This is a genomic window from Coleofasciculus sp. E2-BRE-01 (assembly GCF_040221695.1).
GTDB lineage: Bacteria > Cyanobacteriota > Cyanobacteriia > Cyanobacteriales > Coleofasciculaceae > Coleofasciculus.
In genome coordinates this window covers 1-16,142 of the sequence record NZ_JAVKEA010000044.1, presented here as the reverse complement: position 1 = coordinate 16,142, position 16,142 = coordinate 1, and the positions used below count along the sequence as shown (strand labels likewise).

The window sequence follows — 16,142 nt, the reverse complement described above, 5'->3', positions numbered from 1 at the left end:
TTAATCCAACAGTTGGGGTCTAGGTTTGATGGTGTAATCAATAGTGATGATTACAGTGCCTATAATGGCTACGAGGTCAAAGCACAACAGAAATGTTTAGCCCATCTTTTACGTCACTTCAAAAAAGTTGTGAAATTGAGCCATGGTAATAATCCGGCTTTAGGGCAAGCGTTCATTGAACTGATTGAGGAAGCCTTTGCCCAGCATAAGCAATGGCGTCAAACTCAAGATTCTACCTCTTTCTTTACCTGGGCTGCCTCTTTTAAGCTACGAGTGGCGCTAACCATACAACAGTGGATAAGTACAGCCGGATATGAATCGGGCAAGTTACTGCGCTCTTTACGGGATAAAGCCCAACAATGGTGGTACTTCCTCGACCACCCAGAAGTGCCACCGGACAATAACTTGGCGGAACGTTCTCTGCGTTTGGCGGTGACTAAGCGTAAGGTCAGTGGTGGGTCTCGCTCAATGAAACGATTTCAACAGACGGCAGACTTATTAAGTGTAGTGCAGACTTGTCGGCGACAAGGACGGTCGGTGATTGAGTTTTTTCAAGCTGCCTTGGTAGCTCAAACTGAGTCGGGGCAATCTGTGTCACTGTTGCCTGAACCTGTCCCTTGAAACCCAGTTGTCTGTGTCCCTTGTGATTGAACTCGACAAGGTTACACACTGACAAACCGAGGCTCCATTCCTACCCATCATCTTGAGAGATGGGTGGTATCAGCCTGATGCCGGGGTTTTGAGCCTGGGCGCACTCGCCGATATGACTTAATTCCCTTTCCCAACTTACTTTGGCACGGCTCGTACACCCAGGCTTATTGATGAGCTAAACACAGACCTGAATCCTTACATGAATTCTGTTGAAATATCTGCGGAATGTAGGCTAGAACGTCAACTTAGTGCGGCAAAACCCCGCGAAGATCAGGTTTATGTCGCCAACCGAGTTTGGTTCGATGCGTTAACGCATTTAGCGACTCTTCGTTTGGCTAACTCCCCCCAGGTTACCGATAAAGACTGGCGCAACCTATTGCAAGGGAAAGGGGTTAACTTGGAACTGCCCAGCCAAGAGTTGAGCGTGGGTCATGTTATCTTTAACAAACCGAGTAGTTTGGGGGAGCTGTAAGCTGCACGCCATAATAGTTTAAACGGCTCATTGCTTAAATTGGAGATTCCTATGCTGGATGCCTTACCAGGAGTCCTAGATTTCGATATCCTGAAAACCTTTATTTTACTCGCACTTGCTGGGATTTTCGCGATCGCGGGCGGTTTGTTTGCCTTGCGCTGGCTAGGTTCGCTATGGGAGCGGTTCAGGGATATCTATCCTAAGGTGATTCAACCGGAAAAAGAATTACTGGGGTTAGTCCTGAGTCTAACCTTGACCGATATTATTTTTCTCGCTTATGCCAGACGAGAGTTTATCAAGCTGATAGAACTTCCCATCAGTCTCGCCTTAGCGATTACAGCGAGTTTGTTAGGCTCTCGGTTATTCAAGCGGTTTTTTGATGCCTATCTGTTAAATGCCACCCTGCAAAGTGGACGGAAGGTGAATAGTGAATTATTACTCCTTTCCAAACTGGTTGTCAATTTACTGATTATTGTCACCATCATCATTATCTTTGCTCAAACCCATCAAATCAATATTTTTGGCTTGTTGGCAAGTTTGGGAATTGGTGGACTGGCGGTGGCGTTTGCGGCACAAAAAACCCTGGAACAGCTACTGGGTGGGATTGTAATTTATATTGACCGTCCTTTTGTTGTTGATGATTATATCGGTCTACCCGATGGCACATTTGGCAGAGTCGAATCCATTGGACTGCGGTCTACCAAAATCCGCTCCTCTGGTAAAGGGACGTTAATGGTGATTCCCAATAGTTCTCTAACTCAGGTCAGTATCGAAAACTTCACGGGTGCTAAGAAGGTAATTTCAATTATCTCATTAATTTTCTATCGTCCGATGCCCGACCAAGAAAAATCGCTGATCCGGCAAGTTATCTTAGAAAGTACGATTGATATTTTTGGGATTGACTCTCGCAGTACAGATGTCACGTTTAAAGATATTATCCAAGATGGATCGTCGGGAATGACTCAAGCCCAAATTAACTTTTTTATCCTGGGTTCTGGTGAGTTCTCGATGGAGTTGCGCCGTCAAGTGCTGGATATTGCTAAACAAAATATCACCAAGCAACTCAAGGAATATGGTATTGCTTTTGACATTGAGGAACAAACTATTAATGTGGATTCACCCATTACGATCTAAGTAAGTAGAGGGGGACAATAAAAGTTAACGGCTGAGATTGTCATTTGATATTGTCATTTGTCATTTGTCATACTCGCGCAAGCGAGAAGCAAGCTACGTCATTTGTAAGGGTTTGAGGTGTATTTACAGAACTTAATATAGGTAGGTTTATTGCCGCCGAGCTACTTAGGGCATTCTGAATAAGTCTTGTGGCGGAGGGAAAAGGTAGAAGGTAGGAGGCAACAGTAGTGCGAGCGTCTCGCTCGCTATTCTGTATGGATATCGTTTAAATTTTCACATGAAAGGCATTACAGTTTATTATATAAAATACAGATGTGATATGTCGTGTCCGTCTAGCCATTCTGATTTCTAAAGTAGCCGTACTCGCTGATGAACTTAACTGATATACCTAACACGATTAGTGATGTTTCTCTGTTTGTATACTCATTAAATCTGCCTAACTATGTAATTTTCCTGATCTTTGCTCTCCTCTCTATTTTGGCAGGTCGATACACGCCGATTCTGGTAAGCTGGATTATCCACCGATTTTCACTTCAGCTAGGAACGGAAATTTATGATAATTTAATCGCTCCACTCCAACAAGCGTTTAAATTTGCTGGCACGTTAATCTTACTCTCATTCTCACTGGCTTGGCTGGAGGTGTATCAGGGACTGCATGACTTCCTTCTTCCCTTTATGGATTTAGCTGTAACCGTGAGTGTGGCGTGGCTAGCTTCTCGCTTATTTCGCCAGTTTGTGCGCGTATATGGAATAGGATTAGTGCGGAAACTCGGTCGAGAAGTTGATGAATTACTCCTGGTTTTTGAGACTCTAGCGAATGTAATCATCGGATTTATTGCCGTGGTTGCATTTGCTCAAAGCCAGCAAGTCAATTTAGTCGGATTACTTGCCAGTTTTGGGATTGGCGGTATTGCGATCGCGTTTGCAGCCCAAAAGACATTGGAACAGCTTTTGGGGACGATTGTCCTTTATTTAGACCGCCCATTTATTCCCGGAGAATATATTCGCTTACCGGATGGAGTGTTTGGTCGAGTTGAATCGATTGGCTTGCGGTCTACAAAAATCCGCACAGCGGCTAAAAGCACACTTTTGATTGTTCCGAATTCAACGATGGCAAATTGGGAAATCGAAAATGTGACCCGAGGCAAGAAAGTGATGGTGTTACTCTATTTGGATTTTTCTCAACTTCTGGAAGAACGAGAAAAAGCTTTAGTTCAACAAATTATTGCTGAGAGTACCAATTCTTTATTCGGCATCGATCCGGGAAGTACAAATATTACCTTAATTCCTTCCATAGAGGACAAAACAACCCGTGCTAGAGTAACATTTTTTATTCTCGGCTCAAGCGAAAATTCCATTCAATTACGGAAGCGCCTATTGGAACTGGCTAATGACAAAATTTCCAAGAAGTTACTCGCTTATGGAATTAACTTTAAGATGAATGAACCGACGATTTATGTGGATTCACCGATTACCATCTGATCGGAATGATGATGAGTTATGCATGAGGAATTAATCACAAAGGACAAAGGACTAATGACAAAGGACAACGAATGGAACTCGATCGCGATCGCACAGGTCAGTTAGGATGAGTGTATTATCTTGTGCCGCCCTTGCTGTAACTGTTTCTTCTCTAGCCTGTATGTCGTCTAGAAATTCCCTGCAAACTCGTCCCCACTGTTCATCATCAGAGGTTAAACCTGCACCCATTCGTCCTTTCCCTGATCGCAATCGTAAAGTCAGACCCAGTTTCCGACGGCGCTTACAATATTGTTACTGGCGCTTACTTCGTCTCTCTGGACCCCCAGAGGCGATCGCACGCGGTTTAGCCTGTGGTGTGTTTGCGGGGCTGTTTCCCCTATTTGGACTACAAACGATTTTAGGGATATGTCTAGCGCTGATCTTTCGCGGCAATAAAATAATCGCGGCGGCTGGTACTTGGGTGAGCAATCCTTTGACTTATGTGCCGATTTATGCATTTAACTTCCATCTAGGGAAATGGCTACTCCAGAAAAATAGCTTAACCGATATTAGCCTCGGATCTTGGCAGGAGTTCAAGGCGTTAGGATCTGAGATTATCTGGACGCTATTTGTTGGCTGCTTTACGGTGGGGATGGTTGGTGGAATTTGTAGTTATTTCCTAGGATTGACACTAATTCGGCGGGTTCGCGCCTCTTATCGATCGCGTCGTCGGCATCAGCGTTAAATTGATGTAACGGTTGTTGAAATAAGCATTTTCTTAGATCGCCAAAACTCTTAATATACCGTAGGGTGGGTTTCGACTTCGCTCAACCCACCAACCTTAAGTCACTAAGACGCTTTAGGAACTAAAAATCCTAGTAAATGTTGCAGAAACGAATAACTCACAACTTCCCGATAGGAGTCTTGGTGTAACCCTGATGATTGAGACTCGATGGCTGGGGTATAGTCATCTTCTACCGCTAGAGACATCTCTTCCGCCAAACCGATCGCAATTAAGCGAAAAGCAATCTGCTGTACCGTTTTCAGGGGAAGCTGTAGGTATTTGGCGATGGATTTGAGAGACACCATGCAATCCGTATATGTCCAAACTTGCCACTCTAGGTCATTTAACGGAAACTCAGACTGATCTGTCCCTAAACTGGCTAAACCCATATCCGGATCAGGTAAGTGATCCGCCAAAGCATCCCAGCTAGGCAAATTTCTAAGTCCCATCAACGTGGCGAGTGTCGCCGATATACTCAAACCCGTCATTTCTATTGTCGGTAGCGGTACATTATGATCAAACCTAAAGTGACCTGCTTTAAGTTGAAATGCATTACATAAGGGCTGGAGAACTTGAGCTTGAAATAGCCACTTGAGTTGTTGGTTGGTTAAAATACCTTGTTTTTTCAGATAAGAACCCAAAGGTTGATGCTTAGGACATAATCGGGTCAATTTAGCAAAGAGACTGGATGGACAGATATCCTTGAGCCAACGCTGTTGGGCAATTAAGGAGACTAAACCTTGATGATCTAACAAATTTGCCATTGCCACAAGCTGTCCCCGATATACCCAGAGATAATACGCTTGATTTGAGGACGTTTGATCCGTACCCTCAGGATGCAGCGTTAGCAAACCGCTTTGATGTCCGGTTTCCAGTAAGCAAAAAACTTGGGGTAGAGAAAAATCAGCAAGAGAACCTGTGATGCACATGATAATTGAAAGGGTTTTTAAGGGTTGACGTTAATTTTTTTAAACTAGGAGGCAAGCAAAAGCCCTGATCTATACAGAAGTTTGGATTTTTTTCAGTGGTTATTCGAGATAAGCTTTACAGAATGCCAGCCACTCCTCCCCGAAGATGTTTGACTTAGCAACAGAGACAGTGGGATTGAATCCGTCCTAATAACTCTTGGAAACTAAAGGGTTTGAAAAAATAAGCATTAGCTTTGGCTTCATTCGTCAAGATTATTGGCAAATCTCGTTCTAAACCTGTCATTAGGAATATAGGCAGACGATAGCCATAATAACGCAATTTTTTACACAGACTTATCCCATCTAGTTTTGGAAGCTCGATATCAGAAAGTACCAAGTCATAGTCAGTGATTACTGCCCGTTTCCAAGCCGCTGCACCGTTTGTGACTACATCGACGATATAGCCTTCAAACGTGAGACATTCAAATAACGCTTCGGCAAAGTCTAAGTTATCTTCAACGACAAGGATTTTCATGATATCTAAATCCGTTTTCTAAATAAGGATAATGTTTCCGGGAACTCTCCCCGACAAATTGAGCTTTTCAGATCAGTGTTTATCGGTTAAGTTTTTCAGAGAAAATCCCTACGGTTCCGGTTAAATCCATTGAAGTTTTAGACGCCCGTTTGTCACGGCGATCGCTCCAGCTATGACGCCTTAACAATCACTCAAATCCAAAGCGATTTTTGGTTAATAGCTTTAGCCAAGAATGCGGATCAATACCAGCGACCTCTCTTCCAGCCTATCCCCGTTACACTGAGGAATAAATTTTATGGTGTTTCACAACCTACCATCTATACTTTTGATGATGCCAAATTTAATCTCTATCAACAATATATAAATTTGATATAAAATTTGTGCGGCTGAACGGGGAAGCTTTATCTAATCTTTAATCGCTGTCCCGCCAACTTTACAGACTCTTTAAATAAGAGGGTTGACAAACTCAATCGGATGTTGCAAATTTACTAATCTACCCAAATTTTCAGATTTTTCAATATATAAAGTTGATATCTTGATCAGAGACAGGTCACTATTTATTCGCGTCTAGCTTGGCTTAATGCATAAAAATATATAATTGTCAATATACTAAACTGATACGTTGAGGGAGTCATCCTCGTCTAAATTTTATGAACTTATATGAATTGACAAGGCGTGACATGTCCTAAAACGGTAATAGTGCTACAGGCTGACAAGGCGTAGATACGATGATTAAACAGGGGCATCGTCCAATTGACCAGGTATTGGAATGCATTGATACGTTCCTAGTTGCAAAGACTGGTCATTCACTAAGTTATATTCAAAAAGCGATTCTGTGGGCATCATGGCAGGATGAACCTAAAACCTATGACCAGATTGCTCAAGAAAATGGTTATTCTGCCAACTATATTAAGCAAGGTGTCGCGCCGAAATTATGGCACTTACTCTCAAACGCCTGTGGGGAAAAAGTTAATAAGACGAATTTTCGCTCGGTACTCGAACAAAGACTGTTCAGTGACAAGGGTTTGACAACGGCTAAGTCGCTGAAACCTAGGCAGTTTGTTGCCTTAGAAGTACCAGAGGGACAAGTTCCGTTGAACTCTATCTATTATATTGAGCGATCGCCTATAGAATCAGACGGCTGTCAGCAAATCCGCCAACCCGCCACTATCCTGCGTTTGGAGGGTTCCCAGCAGATGGGAAAAACCTCGTTAATGGCAAGAATTCTGGCTGATGCGAGTAAGCAGAACTATCGGACGGTACGATTAAGTTTAAATCAGGCAGAGAGTTCAGTGTTTAGTGCGATCGCGACTTTTTTGCGCTGGCTTTGTGTCAATGTGGCACGACAGCTTAGGCTAGAACCGAAACTGGATGAGTATTGGGATGAAGCAATGGGCAGTTTGATTAGCTGCACGCTTTATTTCCAGGAGTATTTGCTTGCACAAAGCGATCGCCCATTGGTTATTGCCATTGATGAAGTGAATCAAGTCTTCGAGTATCCGGCGATCGCGGCAGATTTTTTGGCATTATTACACTCCTGGCAAGAAGATACCAAAGATATCCCTGTCTTTTCCAACCTGCGCTTGGTGTTAGTTCATTCCCCTGAGGGTTATCGTTGGTTTCATACCTATCAATCGCTGTTGACTGTGGGGTTAGGGATTCAGTTATCCCCGTTTACTCGTGAACAAGTCTACGAGTTGGCAAAGCGTTATGGACTCTATTTATCATCCCAGGAACTGGATCAGCTTATGCGGTTAGTGGGAGGGTTTCCCTATTTGGTGCGTTTGATGTTCTATGAAATGGTCAAACATCAGGTAAGTTTAAAATCGATAGTAGAGACTGTAGCGACGGATACAGGAATCTATGGGAATCACCTGCATCGCCATTTATGGAGGCTGCGCCAGTATCCAGATTTAGCGGTTGCTTATCAGCAGGTGCTTAAGGCAAATGATGCTGTAGAACTTGATCCAATCCAGATGGTGAAGCTGCACAGTTTCGGATTAGTGCGTTGGGTTCGCGATCGCGTGGTGGTAAGCTGTCAGTTGTATGAGGCGTATTTCCGCGATCGCATGGCTATAAGAAACTTATAGGCGTAAGTTGAGCCGTTTCAAAAAGAATATCGAATAACATTGCCACACAACTCGCCCTTTCCAAAGCTCAGGTATGGGCGTTCTGGCAGGTTTAAGCTACAATCTGTCTTATGTGGTCTTTAATTGATCTTGACAAAGTTCTGTTATCTTAAGTAAAGATTCCACACACTCAAGTGCAGCCACTTGTGTAATATTAAAAATTTCTAACCTCCAGGGAGCATCAATTCCAAGAAATCCCCCGATAGCAGGATGTCTTGCTCCTCTGGACGAAAGTTCATGAAAACTTTACAGAAAGTTCATCATAGCTTTATGGATACTTCTGGGCATGTCGAGTAGTATGAAGTTAGCTTAAGGAAAGAAAAATAATCTCAGGTCAAAGCTTCACAGGCTCAAGACCCCTTAAGCCAACTCGCAATAAATATGTGAACTGAAAGCACTTAAGCTTTTTTTGTCACAAAAACCGCTAATCAATGAGGACTTTGGTAATTATGTCTACTTTAACCAAGAAAGTGATCGGCTTCGGAACAGCAACTCTGGCTGCTTCTACCGTCGGAGCATTTATGGCAGCTGCACCTGCACAAGCTATGAAGCTTTCTGGCTCTGTTTCTATTGATGGTCCTGCCGAATTCTCGCTTGAGCGATTTCCAGTGACCGATACAATTGATTTCGGTAATATACCCCGTAATGGTTTTGGCGATGATGATAAGGAACTAGTTACGGCGGGCTCAGGGGACTTCTTGATTTATGTAGACACTCATGCCGATGTTGCCAATCTAACGCTGAATTTAGTACCGAGTAGCGTTAGTGGTAATAGTGGCTTATATACCTATGATCCTGTCCCCAATTTTATTACATTCAACGATGGTTTAACGTTTAACCTTGATGCAGGACAAGCAAGAAGAGAGTTTTTCGGTCCGTTTGCTGGGAACGATTTCATCCTCAATTTTAGCGAACTCAAAGGTACTTTTGTGACCGCTGAGGGTGAGAAAGCTAAAGGTATTTTAACTGCTCAGTCAGTTTCAGGAACAGCTCAAAACTTCTCCATTGATTTAGTTGTTGATGTTCCCGAACCTACCACAATCCTGGGTCTAGGAGTAGTCGCTGGTTCCTTAGCTCTATCCCGCGCTGGCAAAAAGAACAAAGCTTAACACAACAAGCTAGAGCTTTCGGCTCAAATACAAAAACATTGGGGACAACAAGACAAAGACCCCCAATTTTTTGTATATCCAGCTACCGTCAAACCTTGAGACGAATGATGCGATCGCCCCTTTGGAGAAAATGAAGGTGCGATCACTTTATCGTTAGTCACCGTCAGGGTTAGAGGGCAGTTTATCAAAACTTCACATAACTGAGTGGTCACTTCACCAACACTTCACCGAAATGGGGATGACACGCCAGTGAGAGTACAGTACCTTTAAAGAGAGGAAAAGCATAGGGAAGCTAGGGTAGACAGTCTAACCAAGGAGTTCAAACATGATGCAGAAATGGGCAGTAGCTACAGCAGTAACAGCAGTAACGGTTCTGGGAGCGCTATCGGCTCCAGCTAGAGCCATAAGTATAGCGGCTCTACAGAGTTCTAATGGGACATTAGAGACTACCGACAAGATATTCAGTGACTTCAGTTGCTTGATTAGTTCTGATCCAGAAACAAATACCCCAACCAGTTGTGATCAGGTTGAAGTCTCTTTACTTCCCAATGGACTGAAATTTGAAAGTGACTTTTTCGCAGCAGAAGGCGACAGCTCATTTATCGATGTCTTAATCCAGTACACAGTAATGGCTAAGCCAGGAACGTCACCCTTCAATAGTATTGGATTAGCATTCGATGGTGAAATCACTAATCCTGATGGATTTGCATCCATTACAGAAACTGTCGTTGATGCTAATGATATAACTAAACTCCTTGGTTCTCTCACCGTGACAGCACCAGATGATTTATCTGATCCGGGTTTTGAATTGAATCAAGATGTTCCTCTGAGTGAATCAGTGACCAAAGCGTTCGTTACCAAAGATATCTTTCTCACTGACGGAGCAAGGATTTCTATGATTACTCAGACTTACCAAGTTCCTGAACCCGGTACAATAGCAGGTCTAGTAGCATTAGGCTCCTTGGGTATCGGCTCTATCCTGAAACGGCAACGGAAAGAAAATTCATAGTTAGCTGTGTTAGTTACATCTAAACTCTATTCATGCATGTAGTAATTTAGGAGGATTAATGATTCACAAAGGTACTTTAGCACTCGCATTTACCGCCGCAACTGTTGCAACCACCTTTGCAGCCCCAGCCCAGGCACTAAACTTCAAGCTGGGAGACTTAATCAGCAATAATCAAAGCATTACTGTTGGTGATAAAGAATTCGGCAATTTCGAGTGTATTATCACCCAGACAGGAACGACAACCCCGAATAGCTGTGACAGCATCAATGTCCAAACCAAAGATGATGATCCGTTTGGGTTACTCTTTCAGACAGGCTTTTCCGCTCGTTCAACATCCACAAACCCATCATCAAGCCTAGATGTCTTCCTCGCCTACGATATCACTGTTCTCGACCCAAACAAGCGGTTGGACAGTGCGCTGCTCAAATTTGATGGTTCAGGTTCCCCGGCGAGTGCATTGGCTAACGATGATGTGCTAGCGAAGGTTACTCAAACCATCAAAGCGATGGATAACACAACGGTTGGTACAGCCGAAGTTTTTGCTCCGCCAGCCAACAAGAAAACAGATCAAGTCTCGTTAGACCAAAAGCTTGCTAAAGCTAGGGTAGAGAACCAAATTAACATCGAAGCCAAAAATGGTGCTAGAGGGTTCATTTCCGTGGTGGAAAATCGGTATGAGCAAACCGAGGTTCCTGAACCGGGTACAATCGGTGGTTTGCTAGCTATTGGTTCCTTGGGTGTTGGTTCAATCTTGAAGCAGCTCAAACAAAAGAAGTAATCCTCTAACTTAGTGTGTTCCCAATAAAGGTTCCTCAGAAAGTGTTTCACTGACTGAGGTTTTGCCGTATTTATCCCCATCTGAATCGTTGATTTGGGTGGGGTTATATCATGTCCGGTGGAATACTTATACTGTTGGTGGAGACCAGGCTCCAAGGCAGAAGGCTCCAAGGCACGATAAGCTAGTGTAGAAGTCAGGGGAAATGCGTTATACTCGAACTCCTTATCGCATCCAATGCAGGGTAGCAACCCTCAAACGGATCAGCGTAAGTTTCTGCCTACAGCACATATACTACTGTTCTTAACCCAAAAAACAGTCTACTCTATATAGATGGGGGAAATCCCCTGCCAAAGCTTCAACTTTTGGTAGAAAACGTTTTGAAATCAGGTGCACAGGGTCAATGTCTCAGCTCTTGTCGAGCTACATCCCAAAATGGACGCTTCTGTATTAATCGTGGGAAATCCGCAATTCCTTAAGACGTTCCTTGACCAGATTCGCACGATCACGTCTGGCAAGGTGGAGGCGTCTGCCAATCCAGAAGAGGCTCTGAGTAAGGTTCAAGCTAAACAATACGCAATTTTAATCGTGCAGGCAACCCAAAATGGGAGTTTGGAACTCTGTAAGCAGGTTAAAGAACAGCTACAGTTAAGCTGGACCTATTGCATTTTAATTAATGACCCGTCTTATTCCTTGAGTGAAGGCAAAGCCGCTGATCCGCGTCGGGAGCAAATTATTTGTGCTGAAGCCCTAGAAGGCGGTGCAGATGCCTACTTACCCTTGACTTGCACCCCAACAGGAGATCCAGGAAGTACGTTAGCAGAATATCGGCTACTGAAAGCCCATATCCTAGCCGGATGGCGCAGTATGCAGTTCTACCAAAAACTGCTGCAAACCAATGATGTTCTGTCTACCTTGGCTCTGGCTGATCCCTTAACCGAACTGAATAATCGTCGGGCGATGGAATGGGAGTTACCCCGGCAAATCCAAAATGCCCGCACCTACATCACGGATCTGAGTGTGATTATGATGGATGTGGATCATTTCAAATCCGTGAATGACACCTATGGACATCAAGTTGGCGATCGCGTTTTGCAGTTGCTCTCAACCCGACTCCAGCATAATCTGCGCCTACAGGATACGTTGTTTCGGTATGGCGGCGAAGAGTTTTTAGTGGTTCTTAATCAAACCAATGGGGAGGAAGCTAAAATTGTCGCCAAACGCCTGCGATATCAGATCAACGAGCAACCGTTTAATGTAGATGGTACGATCGCGATCGAGATTACGATTAGCCTTGGCATTGCTTCTCTCAAGGCTTCAGATGACCACAAAGGCGAAAGCCTGGTCAAACGGGCGGATCATAATCTTTTGCGTGCTAAAGCCAAAGGAACGAACCAGGTGCTTTACAGTGATGACACACTCTATTAATGTAGAGGCTTAACATGCTACGTCTCTACATTGTGGTAGTGATCTTGAATCAAACGGTAGCAGTCGCCTACTGATGTCCGTTCTGCCATAGCTTTAATAAGGGCTTCGTAAGCCTCCCAGTTATCCTGTAACATCGTTTGAGCTTGCAGCATCGCCCAACGCTGTTTGGTGGTAAATTCACCAACCGGACGTTGAAATAATCTCAACGCCTCTTTTAATTTTTGGCAATCGTCGATTCCTCCCTCCGCTTCACCATAAACCAGGGTTTCCGCCGCAATTCCTGCCATCCAAACGGTACAGAATCGATCCAGAGTCAATCGCATTTCGCCAATGGCAAGGGGATTCGGCGAAAGTTGCTGAGTATCAAATTGCACGCCACCTAAACCTGGTTGTCCCTGCTTGAGGGCTTCCCAAGCTGTCAGCGTATAACCCGCGATCGGAATCCCCAAAAGGTAAGCCACCAGAAAATGACCCGCTTCATGATGCAGAATGCGATCGCGATAGTCGCTGCGCCTCTGGGCTAACCAATCTAATAGTACCGTTGTGCCTTTACCTTGAAAGCTGAGAGTATCTACCGTAACTAATCCTAAAATTCCAAATGTTGCCAAGGCGGGAATCGCTGGCGGAATATTAAAAATTGGAGTCAGTAGGGCGGAAAGGGTCATGCCAAAGATGCCAATGGCAATTACATTGAGAGTGGTTTGCTGCATCATTTGATATAAAAGTGCGTTTTGATGAGGGTTTATTTTAGATTTTTAACGGTTTGCCATTGACAAGATTAACGTCTAGTGATACAGGAATCTTAGCATTTAAATTAGAGCGGATTTAATTGATAGGTTATCGGTGACAAGCTCAAGGAAGTCTTTACAGTTATAGTACTACGAAGATACGTTAGGACATTTCCCTGTTGCCTGTTGCCTGTTGCCTGTTGCCTTTTCACTTAATGTTATTGTCCTAACCTCAATGCGTAGTGCTATATGATATTGGGCTTTTGATTCAGCGATTTAATAAAGAATCAATTAATTTGATAAGTTTTTCCACAGCTTGCTGGTGTTCGAGCAAATTATCCCTAAGCCAACGTAACTCTTCAGGAGTAGGAGGTGGAGCATCGGATTCACCTAACAATTTTGCCGCGTCAACCAGAGTCGCAGAATCCATTAACGTCCAACCCTTCTGAGTTTGGGCATTCCGGCGCAGCTTTTCCTCTATCCTAGTATGAGCAACACGCCAGTCCTCTTCAGGAATAGTATAATCTTGCTGAGTGATCGGATTATCAGCCATGACTGGATAACTCCCGAATTATACTTTTTAGACAAAATAGCGAGCGAGACGCTCGCACTACAACAACCTTTCCCGGTTCTCTATTCCCGGTTCTCTATTCCCGGTTCCCTTGTACTAGAGTCATCCTCTGGTTCTGAGGACGAAGGAGACGGTTCGGAATCAGGACGATCCAAATTTTGGGCTTTGTAGAAGGTTTCTAAACTATCTGGATCTCCGACAAAGCGCCAGTGCCATGGTTCATAACTCACACCTTGGGGATTTCCTTTGGGAAAGGATAACTCAAAGCTATAATACGCGGCATTCTTTTCCAGCCACTTAAACGCCGCCGTATTCTCAAAATTGGTGTTCAGATTTGTGGCGGGTGTTCTGCCATCGCCAATATCGACGGCATAACCGGTGTGATGTTCGCTGTAACCGGGAGGCGCACTGACTTCAGCCCGTTGTGTCGCCACTTGTCCCCGTTGTGCTTTGATGTCAAAAAAGAGATGCTGCTGTTGTTGCTGAGTACGATAGCCGGATATTGCGACTAATACGATGCCATCGGCTTGAGCGGCTGCCCTCATCGCTTTAAATTTCTTCGCCGCTGCTTCCCGGAGTTGAATCCGACCATCTGAAGTAATGGGTTCGAGTTCAGATAGGGGAGCTTCTTCGTAGGGGAGGTGTCCCAGAAGATTATCAACGTCGTTCTCACTCTCACTCTCTTCTGGATTAGCTGGGGTGGAGGTATCCGTTGTCGTGGGTTGTGGGGAAGCCGTAACCGTTTGAGGGGATTGGGAGGTGGATGAGGATAAGATTAGCCCTAAAATGATCGCGCCGCCTCCTAATACTGCCAGGATAATTAGGAACGGCTGCAACCGCGATCGCTTTCGGGTGTCGGGTGTATCCCTGACGGCTACGGGAATATCCTCCTCTGTTGATTCGGATAGGTTGACGGGTTCTCCTGGAAAATCGGGGGTATTCAAAACTCCACTCCTGAGCGTACTACTGATACTGTCATTTGGCTTAAGTTTAATGGCACTAAATAAGCATTTTGGAATTGCCAAAACCCTTGATATCCCGTAGGGTGGGCAATGCCCACCAGCCTTAATTCAGTGTCATTCGGCTAAAGGTTGGCAACTTCACTTATGTAGTCTGTGCCAATTTCTTTTCTTGGAGACTGACTTATCATCGAAACCGTTGTCTGTTTGATCATTATCTAATGCCCAGCCTAGATCCAGAGCGTTTACGACCCTTGTTCCAACTTTACCTCCAGCTAGGGGGTGGTGTGCTACTCGGATGGGTATTAGGACGTTTAATGCCCCGGTGGGTACCAACCTTTATTGGTCAATTTTTGTTCTGGATTGGAGTTCCTGTCAGTATTATTACGTTTCTGCGGGGTGCGGATCTATCAGGAAATATTTGGATTGCCCCGATCGCGGCTTGGGTGGCGATTTTGTTGGGTGCAGGATTGGCTTGGTTTTGGATTAAGGGTGGCGGGAAGTTTGCCGCGAATAAAGGCTTGACAAATGATACTCCATCTGGGTGGACTAAACCGACTCAAGGGAGTTTCTTGCTGGCGTCGATGGTAGGAAATACAGGGTATTTGGGGTTTCCCGTTAATCTAACCTTGTTGGGAAAAAACTATTTTGGTTGGGCGCTATTTTATGACATGCTAGGAACTTTACTGGGTGCTTATGGTTTAGGGGTAGTATTAGCAGCACGTTTTGGTCAGGGTGAGAAGAGTCATGGGCAGTTAGTGCGATCGCTAGTGATTAATCCGGCGCTGTGGAGTATGGGCATCGGATTGGCGTTGCGTCAGGTTCCGTTACCAGGATGGCTAGAAGAGGGAATGGAAAAATTTGCCTGGAGTGCGATCGCGCTTTCACTGGTTCTGATTGGTATGCGCTTGAGTCAGTTGGCGTCTTGGCGCAAAGTTAAACAAGCGGGGGTGGGTCTGGGCATTAAAATGTTACTGATTCCCTTGGTGTTAGGGATAGCGTTATCACAGTTTGGCATTGTTGGGAAGCCGCAGTTAGCGATCGTCCTGCAAATGGCAATGCCGCCAGCCTTTGCCACTTTAGTCATTGCGGAAGTGTATGAACTTGATCGCGAGTTAACTGTGACAGCACTGGCGGTTGGTTCGATAGGACTTTTACTTACCTTACCGATTTGGTTACTTTTATTTGGGGCGTAGCCTAGCCTCGTTAGCCTCGTTCCCAAGTCTGAGAAGGGAATGTCCTTGAGGATGCTCTGCCTGTTGATCTTATGTTGAATGGTACTGAAATTTTGGCTGGTGGGCAATGCCCACCCTAAGGTATAGCAAGGGTTTCGGCAATATTTATCGGTTTGACACCGTTGCCGCCCTCCCGTTCCGGTTGCTTTGACCTTCAGGATGCGATCGGTTAGCAGATGAAGCATTTCAGTAATACCTACACAGGCAGCATCTAACCAGTGAGTCTTAGGTAATCCCAATCGAACTCGGTTGTA

General features: G+C 44.6%; 16 protein-coding genes. 11 read left to right on the top strand and 5 right to left on the bottom strand.

Annotation, left to right across the window (positions count from 1 at the left end):
- From RIG66_RS04970 to RIG66_RS04950, 5 genes are all read left to right on the top strand, one after another.
- The coding region (locus RIG66_RS04970; protein ID WP_446375774.1) for an IS66 family transposase at positions 1-621 on the top strand (621 nt) is incomplete at its 5' end.
- 229 nt (positions 622-850) lie between these two features.
- Positions 851-1,123: a DUF928 domain-containing protein gene (locus tag RIG66_RS04965; protein ID WP_446375772.1), complete on the top strand. Its 273-nt coding sequence runs from the start codon at positions 851-853 to the stop codon at positions 1,121-1,123.
- 51 nt (positions 1,124-1,174) lie between these two features.
- Positions 1,175-2,257 (top strand): mechanosensitive ion channel family protein, encoded by a 1,083-nt coding sequence (locus tag RIG66_RS04960; protein ID WP_446375770.1) that lies wholly within the window; start codon positions 1,175-1,177, stop codon positions 2,255-2,257.
- 369 nt (positions 2,258-2,626) lie between these two features.
- Entirely contained in the window at positions 2,627-3,739 is a 1,113-nt protein-coding gene (locus tag RIG66_RS04955; protein WP_446375768.1) for a mechanosensitive ion channel family protein, read from the top strand.
- 106 nt (positions 3,740-3,845) lie between these two features.
- Positions 3,846-4,463 carry a DUF2062 domain-containing protein gene (locus tag RIG66_RS04950; protein WP_446375766.1) on the top strand — a complete coding sequence of 206 codons (618 nt, stop codon included), beginning with the start codon at positions 3,846-3,848 and terminating at the stop codon, positions 4,461-4,463.
- Between the two features lie 104 nt (positions 4,464-4,567).
- Here RIG66_RS04950 and RIG66_RS04945 read toward each other — a convergent pair whose 3' ends face one another.
- Both RIG66_RS04945 and RIG66_RS04940 read right to left on the bottom strand, forming a co-directional pair.
- A complete protein-coding gene (locus RIG66_RS04945; RefSeq protein WP_446375764.1) occupies positions 4,568-5,431 on the bottom strand; it encodes a DUF4388 domain-containing protein in 864 nt (287 codons plus the stop codon).
- A gap of 154 nt (positions 5,432-5,585) precedes the next feature.
- Entirely contained in the window at positions 5,586-5,945 is a 360-nt protein-coding gene (locus RIG66_RS04940) for a response regulator transcription factor (RefSeq protein WP_446375762.1), read from the bottom strand.
- Between the two features lie 728 nt (positions 5,946-6,673).
- Between RIG66_RS04940 and RIG66_RS04935 the strand changes: the two genes are divergently transcribed.
- From RIG66_RS04935 to RIG66_RS04915, 5 genes are all read left to right on the top strand, one after another.
- Positions 6,674-8,035, top strand: a complete 1,362-nt coding sequence (locus tag RIG66_RS04935; RefSeq protein ID WP_446375760.1) for an AAA-like domain-containing protein — start codon at positions 6,674-6,676, stop codon at positions 8,033-8,035.
- Positions 8,036-8,523: 488 nt separating this feature from the next.
- Positions 8,524-9,183 (top strand): PEP-CTERM sorting domain-containing protein, encoded by a 660-nt coding sequence (locus RIG66_RS04930; protein WP_446375758.1) that lies wholly within the window; start codon positions 8,524-8,526, stop codon positions 9,181-9,183.
- Positions 9,184-9,508: 325 nt separating this feature from the next.
- Positions 9,509-10,192 (top strand): PEP-CTERM sorting domain-containing protein, encoded by a 684-nt coding sequence (locus RIG66_RS04925; protein WP_446375756.1) that lies wholly within the window; start codon positions 9,509-9,511, stop codon positions 10,190-10,192.
- A gap of 58 nt (positions 10,193-10,250) precedes the next feature.
- A complete protein-coding gene (locus tag RIG66_RS04920; RefSeq protein ID WP_446375754.1) occupies positions 10,251-10,970 on the top strand; it encodes a PEP-CTERM sorting domain-containing protein in 720 nt (239 codons plus the stop codon).
- 432 nt (positions 10,971-11,402) lie between these two features.
- Positions 11,403-12,395, top strand: a complete 993-nt coding sequence (locus RIG66_RS04915) for a GGDEF domain-containing protein (RefSeq protein ID WP_446375752.1) — start codon at positions 11,403-11,405, stop codon at positions 12,393-12,395.
- A gap of 17 nt (positions 12,396-12,412) precedes the next feature.
- On the opposite strand, the gene RIG66_RS04910 is transcribed toward RIG66_RS04915, so the two are convergent.
- The 3 genes from RIG66_RS04910 to RIG66_RS04900 form a co-directional block, all read right to left on the bottom strand.
- A complete protein-coding gene (locus RIG66_RS04910) occupies positions 12,413-13,105 on the bottom strand; it encodes an ATP-dependent Zn protease (RefSeq protein WP_446375776.1) in 693 nt (230 codons plus the stop codon).
- A 286-nt stretch (positions 13,106-13,391) separates the two neighbouring features.
- The gene (locus tag RIG66_RS04905) at positions 13,392-13,676 is read right to left on the bottom strand and encodes a hypothetical protein (protein WP_446375750.1); all 285 of its coding nucleotides are present in this window, start codon (positions 13,674-13,676) and stop codon (positions 13,392-13,394) included.
- Between the two features lie 80 nt (positions 13,677-13,756).
- Entirely contained in the window at positions 13,757-14,638 is an 882-nt protein-coding gene (locus RIG66_RS04900; protein WP_446375748.1) for a M15 family metallopeptidase, read from the bottom strand.
- A gap of 236 nt (positions 14,639-14,874) precedes the next feature.
- On the opposite strand from RIG66_RS04900, the gene RIG66_RS04895 reads away from it, so the two are divergent.
- The gene (locus RIG66_RS04895; RefSeq protein ID WP_446375746.1) at positions 14,875-15,849 is read left to right on the top strand and encodes an AEC family transporter; all 975 of its coding nucleotides are present in this window, start codon (positions 14,875-14,877) and stop codon (positions 15,847-15,849) included.
- Positions 15,850-16,142 lie beyond the last annotated feature (293 nt).